At 53.3% G+C, this 17,480-nt stretch carries 10 protein-coding genes and 1 riboswitch; of the genes, 9 read left to right on the forward strand and 1 reads right to left on the reverse strand.

The features are described 5' to 3' along the window. Positions 1-109: 109 nt before the first annotated feature. Positions 110-1,666: a hypothetical protein gene (locus ACZF99_RS02715; protein WP_483608869.1), complete on the forward strand. Its 1,557-nt coding sequence runs from the start codon at positions 110-112 to the stop codon at positions 1,664-1,666. Positions 1,667-2,287: 621 nt separating this feature from the next. On the opposite strand, the gene ACZF99_RS02720 is transcribed toward ACZF99_RS02715, so the two are convergent. After that, entirely contained in the window at positions 2,288-3,592 is a 1,305-nt protein-coding gene (locus ACZF99_RS02720; protein WP_483608871.1) for a hemolysin family protein, read from the reverse strand. A gap of 259 nt (positions 3,593-3,851) precedes the next feature. Further along, positions 3,852-3,951, forward strand: a riboswitch (purine riboswitch). A gap of 64 nt (positions 3,952-4,015) precedes the next feature. Here ACZF99_RS02720 and ACZF99_RS02725 point away from each other — a divergent pair. From ACZF99_RS02725 to ACZF99_RS02760, 8 genes are all read left to right on the forward strand, one after another. Then, a complete protein-coding gene (locus ACZF99_RS02725) occupies positions 4,016-5,455 on the forward strand; it encodes an NAD(P)/FAD-dependent oxidoreductase (protein WP_483608873.1) in 1,440 nt (479 codons plus the stop codon). Between the two features lie 233 nt (positions 5,456-5,688). Beyond that, the gene (locus ACZF99_RS02730) at positions 5,689-9,174 is read left to right on the forward strand and encodes a DUF6359 domain-containing protein (protein WP_483608875.1); all 3,486 of its coding nucleotides are present in this window, start codon (positions 5,689-5,691) and stop codon (positions 9,172-9,174) included. A gap of 157 nt (positions 9,175-9,331) precedes the next feature. Further along, positions 9,332-10,324 carry a LacI family DNA-binding transcriptional regulator gene (locus ACZF99_RS02735; RefSeq protein ID WP_483608878.1) on the forward strand — a complete coding sequence of 331 codons (993 nt, stop codon included), beginning with the start codon at positions 9,332-9,334 and terminating at the stop codon, positions 10,322-10,324. Between the two features lie 33 nt (positions 10,325-10,357). Continuing rightward, positions 10,358-12,088: a glycoside hydrolase family 13 protein gene (locus ACZF99_RS02740; RefSeq protein WP_059042230.1), complete on the forward strand. Its 1,731-nt coding sequence runs from the start codon at positions 10,358-10,360 to the stop codon at positions 12,086-12,088. A gap of 12 nt (positions 12,089-12,100) precedes the next feature. Next, a complete protein-coding gene (locus ACZF99_RS02745; protein ID WP_059042232.1) occupies positions 12,101-13,384 on the forward strand; it encodes an extracellular solute-binding protein in 1,284 nt (427 codons plus the stop codon). Positions 13,385-13,448: 64 nt separating this feature from the next. Further along, a complete protein-coding gene (locus ACZF99_RS02750) occupies positions 13,449-14,318 on the forward strand; it encodes a carbohydrate ABC transporter permease (RefSeq protein WP_059042234.1) in 870 nt (289 codons plus the stop codon). A 12-nt stretch (positions 14,319-14,330) separates the two neighbouring features. Then, positions 14,331-15,155 (forward strand): carbohydrate ABC transporter permease, encoded by an 825-nt coding sequence (locus ACZF99_RS02755; protein WP_483608881.1) that lies wholly within the window; start codon positions 14,331-14,333, stop codon positions 15,153-15,155. Positions 15,156-15,362: 207 nt separating this feature from the next. Continuing rightward, a complete protein-coding gene (locus ACZF99_RS02760) occupies positions 15,363-17,477 on the forward strand; it encodes an amylo-alpha-1,6-glucosidase (protein WP_483608883.1) in 2,115 nt (704 codons plus the stop codon). The last annotated feature ends 3 nt before the right edge of the window (positions 17,478-17,480 follow it).

Genomic DNA, 17,480 nt, shown 5'->3' on the forward strand with positions numbered 1-17,480 from the left:
CACCCTGCTCTGTGGTATGATGAAACTAATAGCTAGGGAAGCAGGACATCTTCCGATCGGACGGTAGGATGGAAGATACGCTCCCAAGGATTTCGGGAGGGATTGCGGGATGAACGACAGGGGCGAATACGAAGATCGGAATAGCGGACGCGCCGGGACGGAAGGCCGCACTGACATGAATCCACACGACGGGAAAAATGAAGCCGCTTACCCTGTGCAGGTACTGCGATTTTGGCTCACTTGCTTAATGGAATACATGCTGCTGCTGCCGGCTTGGATTTTGTTCGCGGTGTTCCTTCGACCGCCGGAATTCCCGGCAGCGGGGCTTGCTTTGCTGCCGCTGCTGTCGCTGGCCGGCGTCCTGCTCGGCGCCCGCCTTCGCAAGCTGTGGCAGCGCGGGGCGGTGGCCCTCGCGCTCGGCGCGGTTTTTGCCGCGACCGCCATCGCCTGGGCCGGGGGCTTGGGAGCGCTTAGCTTCGGCAATGCGCCGTCGGCCAGTTCGGCGTCCGCGCAGGCCGCCGCTGCGGCGCTGCTGCAAACGGCCGCCTTACTGGCCGCAGGCGTGTTCTGCTCGCTGCAGGGCATGACGGTCCGGAAGCGCCAGGGCAGCTTTCGGCTGTATTGGGCCGGCCTTGGCCTTTATTTCCTTGCGGGGATTTTTTATCCACGGATCGGGGCGCTTCAAGGAACCGTCCCGTTGATCACCTGGGCCGGCGTGTTCTGCTTGGCCGCCGCGCTGTTCGTGACCAACCACCAGTACTTGCGCTACAGCTCGCTGTCCGGCGATTCGGGCGAGCGGCTGCCCTCCGGAATCCGCCGCCATAACCGACTGTTCGTCGGCGTCATCATCGCGGCAGCCCTGCTGCTTGCCGCCGGCGCCGGCCGCTGGATCGGCGGCCTGCTGTGGGGAATGCTTAAAGCGGTCGTGCGCTGGTTAACCCGCCCGCAGGAGCCCGCGCCTCCGCCGTTAGAAGAGCCTGAAGCGGGAATTCCGCCGCTGGAGCCGATGCTGCCCGTGGAATCCCACGAACCCGACCTGCTGGCACGGATCTTGAACTATGCATTTTATGCCATAGGCGGTTTGCTCATGGCCGCGCTGCTGGGTTTCGTGCTGTATTGGCTGTACCGCAACGCCGGCGGGATTTGGCGCAAAGCAATCGACCGCCTGCTGTCTCTGCTGCGCCGGGAAAGCGGCGCACCGGAGCAAGCCGCTTACCGCGACGAGGAGACGAGCTTATGGACCTGGGAGTCGGCGCTGCAAGGTTGGCGCAAGGTCGGCGCCCGCCTGCTTCGTGCCGGGAAGCCGCCCGAACGTTGGGAGGAGATGAGGGATAACCGGGAACGGGTCCGCTATCTGTACCGGTTATTTTTGCGGAAAGAACGCGAGCGGGGGGTTCCGATCAAGCTCCATCTGACCCCGCGGGAGACGGTAGAGGAACTAAAGCGGGAAACCGTTCGGCAGGACGAAGCCGCCCCAGCGGCTAGACCCGGGAAGCGAAAGCGATCGGTCGGCGTCGGCGTTTCCGGGCGAGCGGGGGAAGCGGCCCGGGAGGAGCTGGAATCCGCCGCCGATCCGTTGCTTCGGTTATATTATGGGGTGCGGTACGGCGATGAGACGCCCCGGGACGAGGAAGTCGCGGAGCTGCGGCGGCGACTGACGCGGTAAGCCGCAATCGGGTTTTCATGGAGCCACATATAACCCAGATTAAAAGGAGAGGCAGCATGACTAGAAAAAACATCGTATAAACATCCATTGGCCTCGTGTTGATTGGGACGATAATCGTGCTTTTTTACAATCAGCTTCAATATCGACAAGAGCCGAAAGTCTATAACTTCGCAATCGAAACAAAGGATCTAAGGATAAATGACATTGAATTTGTGACTTATCCGAACTCTCTCTATCTAGCAGACCATCATTTGGAAGTCGTGGGGGACAATAAACACTTTTCAGGGGTTGCCTACGCAATATCGATTAACGGCCAAGCCATTTTATCCTTAAGCCAGGCGGACGATCCCTTCACGTTACCCGATTCCTTTCAAGGAAGAATGAACTATAGCACCCGGAATTTATTCCAAGGCGTAAAAGTTGGATCCTCTGATTCAGTTGATATCGAAATCGTGTACAAGGTAAACGGGGTTGACCAAAATGTAACGGGGACCGTAAACATTCGCGATATCATGAAGTCCACGGATCATAAAAATATCATTCGGCTCTAACTATTCATGTCCCAACGCAAAAAGCGCGAGTCCGCAGAGATCTCCTCTGCGCTCGCGCTTTTTGTTCGACTTAAGAGCCGTGCTTGACGATTTCGAGTTTCTTGAAGCGGTGAGGCTCCTTCTCCAGCAGCTTAAAGGTCAAATCCTCGTGCTCCAGCGTGTCCCCGACGTCCATGGACGGGTTCATGCCGTAGAGCCAGCCGCCGATCGTATCGACTTCCTCCGTACTGAGGTCTGTCAGCAGCACGTCGTTGATCTGATTGACCGTCACCGTGCCGAGAGCGATCACACGCGCTTCGTCCAGTTGGACGATCGGATCTTCCTCTTCCTTATCGAATTCGTCGCGGATTTCTCCGACGAGTTCCTCGAGAATGTCCTCCAGCGTGACCAAGCCGGCCGTACCTCCGTACTCGTCGATCAAAATGGCCAAATGCGTGCCTTCCTGCTGCATTTTCTTGAGCAGCTCATTCACCGGAGTGACCTCCGAAACGGCCATCACCGGCTGCAGCAAAGCGGCGACGTCCAAATTCGGATTACCTTCGTAGGCCAGAAAAAACTGCTTCGTGTTCACGATGCCGATGACATTATCCTTGCTGCCTTCGACGACCGGGAAACGAGTGTACTGCTGCTCCCGGATAATCTCCAGGTTCTCCTGCCGCGTCTTGTCCGTATATAAACACACCATGTCGGTGCGCGGTACCATGATTTCTTTGGCAAGCAAATTATCGAAGGCAAAAATCCGGTTAACGTACCCGAATTCGCTTTGATTGATTTTGCCGCTTTCGAAGCTTTCGTTGATGATGATTTGCAGCTCTTCCTCCGAATGCGCTTCTTCATGCTCGGAAGCCGGCTTGACGCCGAGCAGGCGCACCAGTTGGTTTGCCGAGCCGTTCAAAGTCCAGATGAAAGGGCGCATGATCTTCGTAAATAAGATCAAAGGTTTGGCCGTAAGGATGGCAATCTCCTCGGATTTGCGGATGGCCACCGTCTTGGGGGCCAACTCGCCCACAACGACGTGAAGATACGTGATGACGACGAACGCGATAATAAAAGATAGCGCGCTGCCGACCGCATCGGGTATCTCCAGGCTGTGGAACAGCGGATGCAGCATGCGCTCTACCGTCGGTTCTCCAAGCCATCCAAGCCCCAGCGCGGTGATCGTAATTCCGAGCTGGCAAGCCGATAAGAATCCGTCCAGGTTGGAGGTGACCTGCTTCACGGCGACGGCTCCTTTCCGTCCTTCCGCAATCAACTGGTCGACCCGGCTGCCCCGGACCCGGACGATCGCAAACTCTACCGCGACGAAAAACGCCGTTAACGCGATAAGAATCACGACCATCACCAAATTTAAAACCAAATACCTGTCACTGTCCATTCGATGCATCTACTCCTTGATTTTTTAATATAAAGACGTTAAACACTCTCTATTATATAATACAACCCCGGATAAACGCGAATTTCAGATGAGCCATATGACCTAACTTTTCAATGCTAATGTTCGTGATTTGTAATATTGGTGTTAAAATAGCTAAACGATATCGTTTTCTAACTCAGCTAAACACGAATATTAATTAGAATTTATGCTTGACGTATCCGGTTATTCCACTTATACTCAGGTTGTTGCAAAAACGCAGATTATATCAAACTATCAAGTTCGTATATCCTCAGTAATATGGATTGAGGGTCTCTACAAGGAACCATAAATTCCTGACTACGAATAGGGTGCTTTCGCATACCTATGAGGGGTCGGGAATTTTTTTGTAATTGCGCGAATTCATATCATCTCAGGAGGATACAGATGAGCAAATATGATGTCATTGTAGTAGGGGCGGGACCCGCCGGGATTTTCGCTTGTTATGAGCTAACTCGCAAAGCGCCGCATTGGAAGGTGCTTCTGGTGGACAAGGGGCATGATATCTATCGCCGCCGTTGTCCGATTTTGGAGGAGAAGATTACGCTTTGTCCACCTGCGGCGGGGCGCAAGGAATTTGCCGGATGCCTGCCGGCCTGCTCGATCACTGCGGGATTTGGCGGGGCGGGAGCCTACAGCGATGGGAAATTTAATATCACGACGGAATTTGGCGGCTGGCTAAGCGATTATATCGCGCCTTCCAAGGTACTAGACCTGATTCAGTACGTCGATGCGATTAACTTGGAGCATGGGGCTACGACTGTGGTCACCGATCCGTTGACCGATGCCGTGCGGGAGATCGAACAACGCGGATACGCGGCGGGACTAAAGCTGCTGCGGGCGCAGGTACGGCATCTGGGGACGGAGCAGAATCTGGAGATCCTGAAATCGATATATGAGTACTTGAATACCCGTGTGGATATGCTGTTCAAGGCGGAAGTTGAGGACTTGATCACGGAGAAAATCGACGGAAGCCACCAGGTACGCGGCATCACGCTGAAAAATGGCGAAACTTACGAAGCCGGTCTGGTGATGGTTGCTCCGGGCCGGGACGGTTCGGCTTGGCTGACCGATATTCTCAAGAAGCGCCGGTTGAAGATGACGAACAATCAGGTGGACGTGGGGGTTCGCGTCGAAACCTCCGACGTCGTGATGCGGGAGATCAACGAACATCTGTATGAAGGGAAGTTTATCTATAATACGTCGGTGGGCACGCGGGTTCGTACATTCTGCAGCAACCCATCCGGACATGTCGTGGTCGAAAACCACAGCGGCGTCATGGCGGCCAACGGCCATTCCTACAAGGATCCGGCGCTGGGATCGCACAATACGAACTTTGCATTACTCGTTTCGCACCGCTTCACCGAACCGTTTGATAAACCCAACGAATACGCGCGGGAGATTTGCCAACGGGCGAATGATCTGTCAAACGGCGGGGTTATCGTGCAAAAATACGGCGATATTCTACGCGGACGCCGCTCCACGGCGGCTCGCATCTCCGAAGGCTTCCTGGAGCCAACGCTGAAGGAAGCGGTGCCGGGCGACCTTGGCCTTGTGCTTCCGTACAATACGATGAAAAGCCTGATCGAAATGGTCGAGGCCCTCGATAAGGTCACGCCGGGTATCGCTTCCGAGCATACGTTGTTTTACGGCGTGGAAGCAAAGTTCTACTCGGCCCGGCCGAAGTTAAGCGAATCGCTGGAAACGGAAATCCACGGTTTGTTCTGCGGCGGCGACGGCGCGGGGATCACCCGCGGTTTAGCTCAGGCAGGAGCGGCCGGCGTATGGATCGCTCGCGGGATGATCGAGAAAGCAGGAGTGGTATAGGAACACATGCAAATACGGGTACAGCCCTTGAAGGATGGGGCGGTACCCGTTTTTTTTGCGCTTTGTGGGGCGAGGAGGTGAAATGTTGTAGATTTTACAACTTGGTTGAAAGGACGGGACAATGCGATTTTTACATTATTTTAACCTGAAGGAAATAATCTGCAATTCTCTAATAAATATGATGAGGAGGTAAGTCCAATAAAATAAAGCGCATGGGGAGGAATCGATGATTTATGGGTAAGGGCAACGCGAACGCTTGGCGCAACAAATGGCTAGGTCTCTTATTAGCCGGGGCATTGGCCGTAACTGGTCTGCCGGGATGGACACCGCAGGCGGCAGCGCAGCCTGCCGATCCGACGGTCGTGCTGGAGGCGGGTGGACCACAGCAGGCTGGAGCGGAAACACAGCTCGAAGCAGCACCAAACGGTGGAGAGGCCTCGCTGCACATCGCGAATGCTTCGCTTAGCGTCGCTGAAGCGATCGCCAAAGGGAACAGCGGTGAAGCCGTAGAAGTGGTCGGCATTATAGTGGGCCATGCGACGGGATCGCTGACCGCGGACTTCGAGGCACCTTTCGGCAATGATTTTAACTTTCTGATTGCCGATACGGTCGGGGAACAGGATAAAGCCAAGCTGATCGACGTGCAAGTCCCTTCCGGCTTCAGAGCCGAGTTTGGCTTGCAAAGCAATCCGGACTTGATCGGGAAGTCGGTGATCGTATCGGGATCGCTTGCGGCGTACAACAATTTTACCGGATTAAAAAGCGTAACCGCGATTTCTTTATCGCAAGACCAGCCGGGGGACCCTGGCGAAGATCCGGGGGAAGAGCCTGGTGAGGATCCCGGTGAGGACCCGGGTCAAGATCCAGATCCGGGAGATATCCCGCAGCTTCCGGATGGCACCGGCAAAAAGGTGCTGTTTGACAACGCCCACGGTCAAACCGCCGGCGCGGCAGACTGGGTCATTGATGGCGGATTTTCCGACTTTGCTGCGGGGCTGCGGGCCGCCGGCTTTACGGTAGACTCGCTGGATCGTCCGATACCGTATACGTTTGGGGAAACGGCAATCACCTACGGGGCGTTGGAGCCTTATGACGTTTTCGTAATCCCCGAGGCCAATGTTCCGTTTAAGGTCGCCGAGCAAGAGGCCTTGGTGCAGTATGTGGAAAATGGCGGCGCCGTATTTTTCATCTCCGACCATTATAATGCCGACCGTAACAAGAACCGCTGGGACGCCTCGGAGGTGTTTAACGGGTACCGCCGCGGAGCTTACGAAAATCCGGCCAAAGGCATGACAGCCGAAGAGGCAAATGCTCCGGCGATGCAAGGATTAAACAGCTCCGACTGGTTAGCCGACAACTTTGGGGTTCGCTTCCGTTATAACGCCTTGGGTGACGTCAATGCAACAGATATCGTCAGCCCGTCGCAGTCCTTTGGCATTACGGCGGACGTAGATGCCGTCGCCATGCATGCGGGATCAACCGTGGCGATTCTGGATCCGAACAAAGCCAAAGGGCTTGTTTATGTACCGACCGGCGTTCCGGCCTGGGGCAATGCGGTTGATGAAGGCGTCTACGATGGCGGCGGTCGGGCGGAAGGACCCTATGCGGCTATCGCCAAGCTGGGCCTAGGCAAAGCAGCATTTATCGGCGATTCCTCGCCGGTAGAAGACGCCACTCCAAAGTATGTACGGGAAGAAAACGGCCAGAAGAAAACGACCTATGACGGCTTTAAGGAAGTGGACGACGGCTTGTTCCTTGTACAAACGGTGAAATGGCTGGCGTATGACGAGAGCTACACCTCCTTTGACCAGGTGCCGGGGCTAGCGCTGGATGTGCCAACCGCGCTGGGTGCGGATGAAGAGCCAGCGGCAACAACGGAGCCGCAGCCCGAGCCGTGGTCGCAGCCGGCCGCCGGGTATAAATGGTATGATCCGGCTACCTTTAAGCCGGGTTCGTACGGCTCATCGCAAGCGCCGGAAACGGAGCCGACGTTTGCCTTTGTTCATCAAGCGCAGTTGCCCAGCCAGCAGGAATTTCAAATCCGCGTGACCGCGGACGGCTTGACCCCGGGACAGACGGAGCCCGATTTACGGGTGGGCATCTACCTGGCCGGCGGCGAACAGATCGCCCGGTTCCAGAATGCGGACGGCAGCTGGTCGGATTACAATTACAGCCCGGCGTTTTCGTTGACGGGCGATACCCAAGGGCATGCGTCCAAGGACTTGACTGTGCAACTGAAACCGGGGGTAACGGCTACAAGCGCTAACTTGCGTTTGAAGCAAGGCAGCGCCAATGAGATCACGAAGCGGATTGAGATCGCAAATGTGGATGCCGAGCCGTTGCCGGGAGATCATCCGCCGGTGCCGGAGCTGAGCACGATTGCCGCAGCGCGTGAGGCAGCGGAAGGGACGGTCGTCACGGTTCAGGGAGTGATTACTTCCGAACCGGGTGTGTTTGGGGGTCAAGGCTTCTACTTGCAGGATGAGACGGCCGGCATTTACGTCTTCCAAACGGCGGCGGATTATCATGCCGGGGACCTTATCCGCATCAGTGCAACCCGCACGTTGTACAACGGAGAAGTCGAGCTGGAGAATCCGGTTCTAATCGAGAAGCGGGGGACGGATCTGTTACCGCAGCCGCAGGTCCAGGAGGCGGTGACGGAGGCCAACCAAGGTCAACTGATCACGCTAACCAATGTGGCCGTGGAGGACGTTGTTGCCGCCACCCCGGCAGGTTCTTTTGAATTTAACGCCGTCCGTGAAGACGGCAGTTTGACCCGGGTTCGGTTTGATGGCCGAACCGGGGTGACAATGGATTCTTTCTTGGCGTTGTATCCGGCAGGTACACGCGTGGATATCAGCGGGATCGCTTCGGTATACCGAGGGACCTACCAGTTGAAGCCGCTGGCCTTGGCTGATGTCGTGCCAAGCCCAACCGAAGCGGATCTAGCAGCTCCGGTGACGGAGCGCGATGTCACCGGTGTTGAGGGAATGGATGTTTACAATCAGACGGAAGTGACGGTGGCTTTTTACGCGGAGGATGAAGGCGGCAGCGGTCTGGACCGGACCGAGTACCGGACGAATGGTGGGGAGTGGGTTCGCTATACCGAACCGCTGGTGTTGTCGGCCGACGGGAAATATACGATCGAATATCGCTCCGTTGATCAGGCAGGTAACGAGGAAGAGACCCAGACTCTGTATATCAATGTGGATCGCCTCGCGCCAGAGGTGACGTTCACCGGGGAGCCCCAAGTACTTCAGGTTGCCTCGAGTGTTCCTTTCACGATTGCCGTAAATGACGCGGTCAGCGGACCCAAATCTACGGCTTACCGGCTGGACGGCCGTACCATTATGGGGGTTGCGGATATCGTTCCGTTCTCGCTGCCGGTTGGTACGCACAAGCTGAAGATCCAGGCAACGGATGCGGCGGGACATACCGCGTCAGTAGAATTTACATTCCAGGTGACAATCGACATTGCGCACTTGGATGAGCTGGTGGATTTGGGCCAAGCTCACGGCTATTTTCTGACCAAGGGTACGGCAACCAGCTTACAAGCCCAGATCACCTCGCTGCAAAAGGCCAAAAACCCGCTGGAGCGAGACATCAAACTCAAGGCGTTGAAGCTGACCATCAGCATCCAGAGCGGATTAACCATCAAGGAAAGTTTTGCTGAGCTGATGTTGGAAGATCTGGAGTATATCGGGGGGAAGGCTGCGTAATTTTCGTAGGCCACAGTTTATGAAGAACCGCTCAGGATGGAGTTCATTCCTGGGCGTTTTTTTTCTCTTGCGATAGAAAAAAACCAAGCTTGCCAAGAATGAAAGCGTTTTGTATAATGGGTTATGCAACCGGTTGCAGATTAAGGAGAGATCAATCTTGTCAAAGATAACTATTCAGGAAATTGCCATTTTGGCAGGTGTAAACAAAGCGACTGTTTCCCGCGTGATCAACGGGAATCGGAACATTTCCGAGAAAACTCGGAAGAAGGTCGAAGACATCATGAAGCAGTATAACTACGTCCCCAACTCCATTGCGCGTGGATTGGCGACAAACAAGACGTTTACGGTCGGCTTTTGCTTTGATTACACCAATAAACAGGCTTATGCCAACCCGTACTTTTACAAAGTTCTGCAAGGAATTGAAGAGGTCGTATACAATCATGACCACATGTTTCTGATGATGAGCGATCATGACGGGAAGACCGGTAGATCAACATTTGAGCGGGTGGTAGTTGAGCACCGGGTTGACGGTGTCATTATCCCCAATACGCTGCTTAATGAACGGAATTATGAACTGCTAACCAAACATGAGATGCCGTTTGTCGTGTCCGGTGAAAATACGTTGACGCAGGCGGACGCACCTTGGGTGGATATCGATAACGTTCAGGCCGGTCGATTTCTCACGGAGCACCTGATCGATTTAGACTGCCGCAACATCATGATTTATGCCGGCGGGTCAGCCGCCCAGCGGGACAAGTTCCTGGGTGATCGACTGAACGGCTACCAGGAAGCGATGCGTCATCACCATTTGGAACCTCAAGTGATCGAGCACGCCGATGTCCTGAAGAAGCTTTACGACTCCCCACGATCCGGTTCTGAAGCGCAACGGCCCGATGCTCTGATTTGCTGTACGCATGAACAGCTTTTCGAAATCTTGGACTGGGAGAACGGTAACCCCCTCTTGGCCGAGTTGGCTTTAGCTACATTTGACAGCTTTCCGATGTCTAAATACTTGAAATACCCGGTGCATTTCGTGGAGATCGATCTGGAAATGATGGGGAAGCAAGCGGCGCAAATGCTGTTTTCGCGGATGAATAAGGAATCGGAAGTACCGCCATTTATCTCGATTCAGACGCAAATCGGGAAATGATCGAACAAACTAAACATAAGAGGTAATAAATTGATGACCCAATATCTGTATCACGACCCGGTAGTAGATGCTACCCTAATTTCTCTGAATGAACTAGAAGTTCGCTTAAAGCTTCCTGCCGATGCGAATCAAGTCACGCTAAACTATTGGAACAAATATAAGCCGGAGTATGGTATTCGGAAGCAAGCGATGACGCTATGGGCGGAATCGGAGGGATTTAAGTTCTATCGCACGATATTGACGGGTATGGAGTCTCGCATTCGATACCTTCAATATAAATTCGAGTTTGATGCAAAGGGGGAATCCTACTGGCTGGGTGCCGAGGGATTGCGTAAGACGGAGGGAGCCAAAGGCAGCTATTCGTATGCCTATGCGGGAGATCGTGATAGGGTGAACTCTCCGGATTGGATTGGGAACCGCGTATGGTATCAAATCTTTCCTGAACGCTTCTGCAATGGAGATCCCGGGAATGATCCGGAGTCGGTGGAACCTTGGGGAAGCGTTCCAACGCGGGACAATTATATGGGAGGTGATCTTCAAGGAATCATCAAGCAATTGGATTACCTGAGCGGACTTGGCATCAATGCGTTGTACTTAAATCCGATATTTGCGGCTACGTCGAACCATAAATACGACACCGTGGATTACTTGCAGATCGATCCGCAATTCGGGACGGTACAAGACTTGCAAGAGCTTGTCCAAAAATGCCACGAACGCGATATCAAAGTCATTCTCGACCTGGTGATCAATCATTGCGGGTTCTATCATCCGTATTTCCAAGACGTTGTTCAAAAAGGAGAAGCTTCGGATTATAAAGACTGGTTCTATATTAACCGGTATCCGATTCACCGAAGTGAAGATGGTTACGACTCCGTAGGTTATTATCAGTGGATGCCTAAGCTGCGGACATCGAATCCCGAAGTTCAGCAGTACGTATACGATATCGTTTCCTTTTGGCAGAAGGAGACGGGCATCGACGGCTGGAGAATCGATGTCGCAGATGAGGTGGAAATCAGCTTCTTGCGGGAGCTGAAATCCTGTGTCAAGAAATTAAATCCTAACGCTATCATTATTGCAGAAATCTGGGATGATGCCAAGCGCCTGATGGCGTCTGGCGGCGTGGACAGCGTGATGAACTATGAGCTGCGAACGATCCTGTTCGATTATTGCCTGGATCGTTCGATCCCGCTAGCGGAGTTCCACTCCAGATTGGTGAGCTTCCTTCACCGTTATTCCCTGACTGAACTTGATCAAATGTTTAACCTGCTGGGAAGCCATGATACGGAACGTATCTTGACGCGCTGCGGGAAGGATGAAAGCAAATTACAGCAGTTGCTGGCCCTTCAATTCTTCTTGCCGGGGAATCCTACCGTCTATTACGGGGACGAACTGGGAATGACCGGGGAGAATGACCCGGGATGCCGCGGGAGCCTGCCTTGGGAGCTCGTCTCATCAGAACCGCCGTTGTTAAGAGAGTTCCAAACTTGGATTCAGCGTAAAACAACCGCTCCGGTACTGCATCACGGCAACACGGAGCTTAGATACCGGGAAGACTCGGAATGTTACGTCATTCGACGCTACACCGAAACCGAGGAAGCGGTGCTGCTGATTAATTTTTCGCCTGACCGGCAAGATTTGAACTCCGTGATGAAGCGGTTTGACTTAATTGGCTCATATTCAATGAATCATTCACAGCAGGATTCCGGGAACTTGCCCGAATTCATCGGCCCCGGAGAGACGATTCTTTTCCAAAAACGGGATTAAGGAGATCAACCTATGATAAATAAATGGAGCAAACTATTGCCGATTATTCTTGCCCTAACCCTGGTCTTGGCCGGCTGTGGTTCCAAGGGGAACCAAGGGACGGCGAACGAGACAAGCTCGGGCGCGAAGCCAGGCAAGGATGTCACTTTAACGTTCTGGCATCACTACAGTACCGCATCTCCAGAAGAGAAGACGCTGAAAGAGGTGTTGATTCCGAAATTTGAACAGGAGAATCCTGGAGTTAAGGTCAACCCGGTTGCCTTTACTTGGGAGGACCTCCATAAGAAGCTGCAGATCAGCGGCAGCGCTGGCGATTTGCCGGACGTCGCCCGGCTAGACATCATCTGGGTACCGGAGTTCCAGAAGAGCGGATTGCTGCAGGAGCTTGACGCATTCGAAGATTTTGACGAGATTGCCGGAAGCTTGCTGGAAGGCCCGCTGTCTACAGCGAAGGTAGGCGATCACTATTACGGACTTCCTCTCAATACGAATACCAAGGTATTGTTCTGGAATAAGGAAATGCTGTCGCAAAGCGGTGTAGAACAAGCTCCGGCAACGGCAGAGCAGTTCTTTGAAGCTTTGGGCAAAATCAAGAGCAAGTATGCAAAGAGCTGGGGCTTCGGTGAACCGGCCCTTCAGGGCTGGAACGTTTTGCCGTGGATTTGGAGCAACGGTGGGGATGTGCTCTCACCGGACTTCACAACGGCTGAAGGTTATTTGAACAGCCCGGCTTCGGTAGACATTTTGACGAAACTCAAGGATGCCTACAACGCCGGCCAGATTTCCGGATTTAAGCCGGGTGACGTCGCGGTCACAGAAGGTCATGCGAGCGGAAGCTATGCCATGATGGCGGAAGGACCGTGGGCGGTCGCTCAATTCCAGTCGCAATTCCCTGATTTTGACGTTGAAATGGCTTCTTTCCCGGCGGGATCGGCGGGATCCATTCAAGTACTGGGCGGAGAGGATATCGGGATCTTTAGTAAAGATAAACAGGAGGAATCCTGGAAATTTGTGAAGTTCATGGTGTCTGAGGCCGCTCAGATCGAGATGGGCAAAATCGGCCAAATTCCGGTGAACCTCGCGTCGATGGAGAATGCCGATGTCAAGGCGATCGATTATTATCCGCCGTTTCTTGAACAGTTAAAGACGGCGAAAGCTCGTCCGCCGGTAAGCGCTTGGCCGCAAATCGACGGCGTGATAAATGATGCGATGAGTAAAATTTTCATGACGGATGCGGATGTAAAAACGGAGCTGGACGCGGCAGTTAGTGCCATCGATGCTTTGTTGAAGGAGTAGTCCATTATCGGGAGAGCGTTTTCCGCACGGGAGGCGCTCCCTTTTACGAAGGAGTCAACATGACATGCGCAAAAAAAACGGAGCGGCCGGATACTTGTTCTTTTTGCCCGGATTTTTATTTTTTGCCTTATTTATTCTCTACCCGTTGATCCGGAATTTGATCTACAGCTTTTATGATTTTCGCCTCACGAACATCAATCACCTTGAATTTGTGGGATTGGATAATTATAAGCATGTGTTCGGGGATGAAGTGTTCTGGATTTCGATACGAAATATTTTTATCTACGGGATCATATCCGTGCCCGGCCAAATGATTTTGGGGTTTCTGGTTGCCTATGCGCTTTATCAGAATCGCCCCGGTACCAAGACGTTTCGGGTCCTTTATTTCTTACCGGTTATCACGTCGTGGGTTGTAGCTTCTTTAATATTTAAATATGTATTTGCCGACCAAGGCTATTTGAATTACGCCATTACGGATATCCTTCATCTGACGGATCAGACGATCAGTTGGTTAAGTGAACCGGGGAAAGCCTTGATCGTGATTGGAGCTCTGGGAATCTGGAAAGGGGTCGGCTGGGCGATGGTTATCTACATGGCCGCGCTGCAAGGGGTACCCAAAGATCAATATGAGGCGGCTTCCCTGGACGGATGCAACGCGTGGAACCAGATCCGTTACATCACGCTACCCTCGATTCGAAATACGACGTTTTTTATTCAAATGATGTTAATTATCGGTGCGTTTAACGTGTTTACATCCGTGTATCTTGTTACCAATGGCGGACCGATGCATCAGACCGAAGTGATGTTGACGAGAATGTATCAGAAGGCGTTCTCCGAATATGATCTGGGTTACGCCTCGGCGTTATCCTATGTGTTTGCGGTGATCATTGCCGGATTAACGGCGGTGCAGTTCCGTCTGAACAAACAGGAATAGGGGGCGAACCATATGCGCTCGCTGAAAACATTTTGCATCTACGCCCTGCTTGTCGCGGGCGGACTGATTTCCATTTACCCGTTAGTGTACATGCTGTTAACCGCGCTCAAACCTATGACGCTATTGTTTGAGTTTCCACCTCGTTTTTTGCCTTCGGAAATGACCTGGTCCAACTTTCGTGAGGCGTGGGGAAGCCAGAATTTCGCTTTATATTTGTTGAATAGCCTGCTGGTAACCTTGGCTAGCTTTGCGCTGATCTTTCTGCTGTCGTCCATGTTGGCCTTTGCCTACTCGCGGTTTGATTTTAAGGGAAAAAGCCTAAGCTTTGCGATTATTATGGGGGGGTTGGTGATCCCAAGCTTGACGTTGCTGATCCCTCAGTTTGTCCTGATTCGCCAACTGGGCCTATTCGATTCGCGGTGGGGACTTATCGTGGTCTACGCTGCAGGTGCCATTCCGTATACAACCTTCTTGCTTAAAGGCTTTTTTGATTCCATTTCCCGTGATATCGACGAATCGGTTGAGATGGAAGGGGGAGGTGCGTGGACGTTATTCGCTTCCATTATTTTGCCACTCTCCAAACCGGCATTTGTACCAGCTACGATCTTTAACGCGCTGACAGTGTGGGAAGAGTTCCCTTGGGCGTTGACCATTATCAATGATCCGCTGAAAAGGACGCTTCCCATAGCCCTGGCCAATTTCCAAGGGCAATATACGACGCAATGGGGTATCGTGTTCGCCGGTTCACTGATCGCTGTAATCCCTATCATCTTGCTGTTCCTATTGTTGCAGCGTTACTTTATCGCCGGCATTACGGCCGGAGCGGTGAAGGGGTAAACAAAGGGAGATAAGCGAGTAAACCAAGTGGGAGCAAGCGCAATCCTCCTTTTGTGCAAACGATTGACCTAGTCTTACCAACGGTGATATAATCCAGCACATATAGGAAAGTAAACGTTTACTTTGAGGACGAGGGACAACTTCAACTTTCGTTTGAACAGAGTTGTTGTTCACTTCTCGGGATTGCGGAAGGAGAGAGCTTGGCTTATGGATACCAAGTTTACAAATGGAGGAAACGAGGAAGGTTATACCTGCGGCAAAGCGCCATCGAACAACCGGGCCTACGTCCTGGGGCGCAACACCTGGCGGACGATTGAGGAAGGGAACGAGCGGGAGTGGTTGATCGGCAACGGTATCGGTGGGTATGCCAACCATTCCGTGCCGGGCGGCGGTTACCGCATGTCCCATGGCTACTTGGTGGCTTCGGCGAAAGCGCCGGTGAACCGGATGCTGGTATTTACGCGCTCGCAGGAGCAGGTGGATATCGGCGATCGCAGCTATGATCTGACTTCTCAACAATATATCAACTGGCAAAAAAACGGCCAACGCTACCTGCGCCGCTTCAAGCTAGACACTGTGCCGGAATACGACTACCAGGTCGAAGACGTGCGGATCGTGAAGACGATTGCGCTGGAGTACGGTCACAATACGGTGGCGGTTTGTTACGACATCACCGGAGGCAAAGAACCCGCAAGGATAAAGCTGGTTCCTCTGTTCAATTACCGCTCGCCGGGGGACGTCTCGGAGAAGGGGGAGTTACGGTTTGAGAAACGCCTGGAGGGCCGGTTGCTGCAACTGGTTCCCGAGCGGGATCCGGGAGTGACGATATCCTTCCTAGCCTCGGAAGGGGAATTCCTGGATCGTTCCACGCTGCCGGTTACGATGGCGACGCCAAACTATTTGATTGAAGAAGGGCATTATTATCCGTTTGAGAACCGGAACGGCTTTTTGGGCATCGATAATCACTATACGCCTTACGAAATTCATGTGAACGTGGAGCCTTACGAACGCAAACGAATCTACCTGAAGTGTTCCACCGAGGCGTTGACGCCGGATGGCAAGGACGGCTTCACGATCGTGCGCGAATACCGCGAGCGGATGGAACGACTGGTGCAAACAGCGGGATATGGCGATCGGCTGGCCGACCGGTTGGTGGAGGCAGCGGATCATTTTATCGTGGATCGGGCGTCCACCGGACTCAAAACCGTACTGGCCGGTTACCCTTGGTTCACCGATTGGGGCCGGGATACGATGATTGCCTTCCAGGGGGTGGCGCTGGCCACCAAACGGTTTGCGGAGGCCCGCGAGATTTTGGAATCTTTTGCCCATTATGTGCGGGGTGGACTTATTCCGAATATGTTCCCGGACGACGGACAGGAGCCGTTGTACAACACGGTAGATGCGTCATTGTGGTATATCCACGCGGTCTACGAATATTTGAAACACACCGGTGGGGAAGATGATTACAGGTTCATTCGCGACAAAATTTACCCCAAATTGAAGGAAATCATCGCCGCTTACCAGGGCGGCACCGATTTCTCCATCGGGATGGATGAGGACGGCTTGATTCATGCCGGTGGCGGGCTGGATCAGGTCACGTGGATGGACGTGCGGGTTGGCGAATGGGTGGTCACGCCGCGGCACGGCAAACCGGTGGAGATCAATGCGTTGTGGTACAACGCGCTGCGGATTATGGCACAGCTGGCGGAACGTTTTGAGGAAAAGCTGCCATATGATGAATTAGCACAGAAAGTGCGGGAATCGTTCTGTCGCCGCTTCTGGAACGAGGCGGATCAATGCCTGTACGATGTGGTGGATGTGCCGCAAGAAGGCGGCGGTTTGGAGGATGACCCTTCCATTCGGCCGAATCAGATTTGGGCGGTGTCGCTGCCGTTTGCAATGCTGCCTCCCGAGCAGGAGAAGGCGGTGGTGGGTACGGTATATCAGCACTTGTACACGCCTTACGGACTTCGTTCATTGTCCAACCGGGATCCCCGCTTTCAGCCAAGCTACATCGGGAAGCTGATTGACCGGGACGGCGCTTATCATATGGGAACGACGTGGGCTTTCCCGCTTGGCGGGTTGATCACTGCCTATTGCAAAGTGAATGGCTACAGCCGGGAAGCTGTACTTACGGCGAAGGACATGTGCCTCGTGTTTGAGGATCATATGCATGACGGCGGAATTGGCGGTATTGCTGAGATTTTTGATGGGGAACATGCCTTAACCGGGCGAGGATGCTTTACGCAGGCTTGGAGCGTAGGCGAAATCCTTCGCGCCTATACGGAGGATGTGCTGCCGAATTTGACGGGATTGGAGTGAGGA

The sequence above is a fragment of the Paenibacillus sp. JL3B1040 genome (assembly GCF_057063165.1).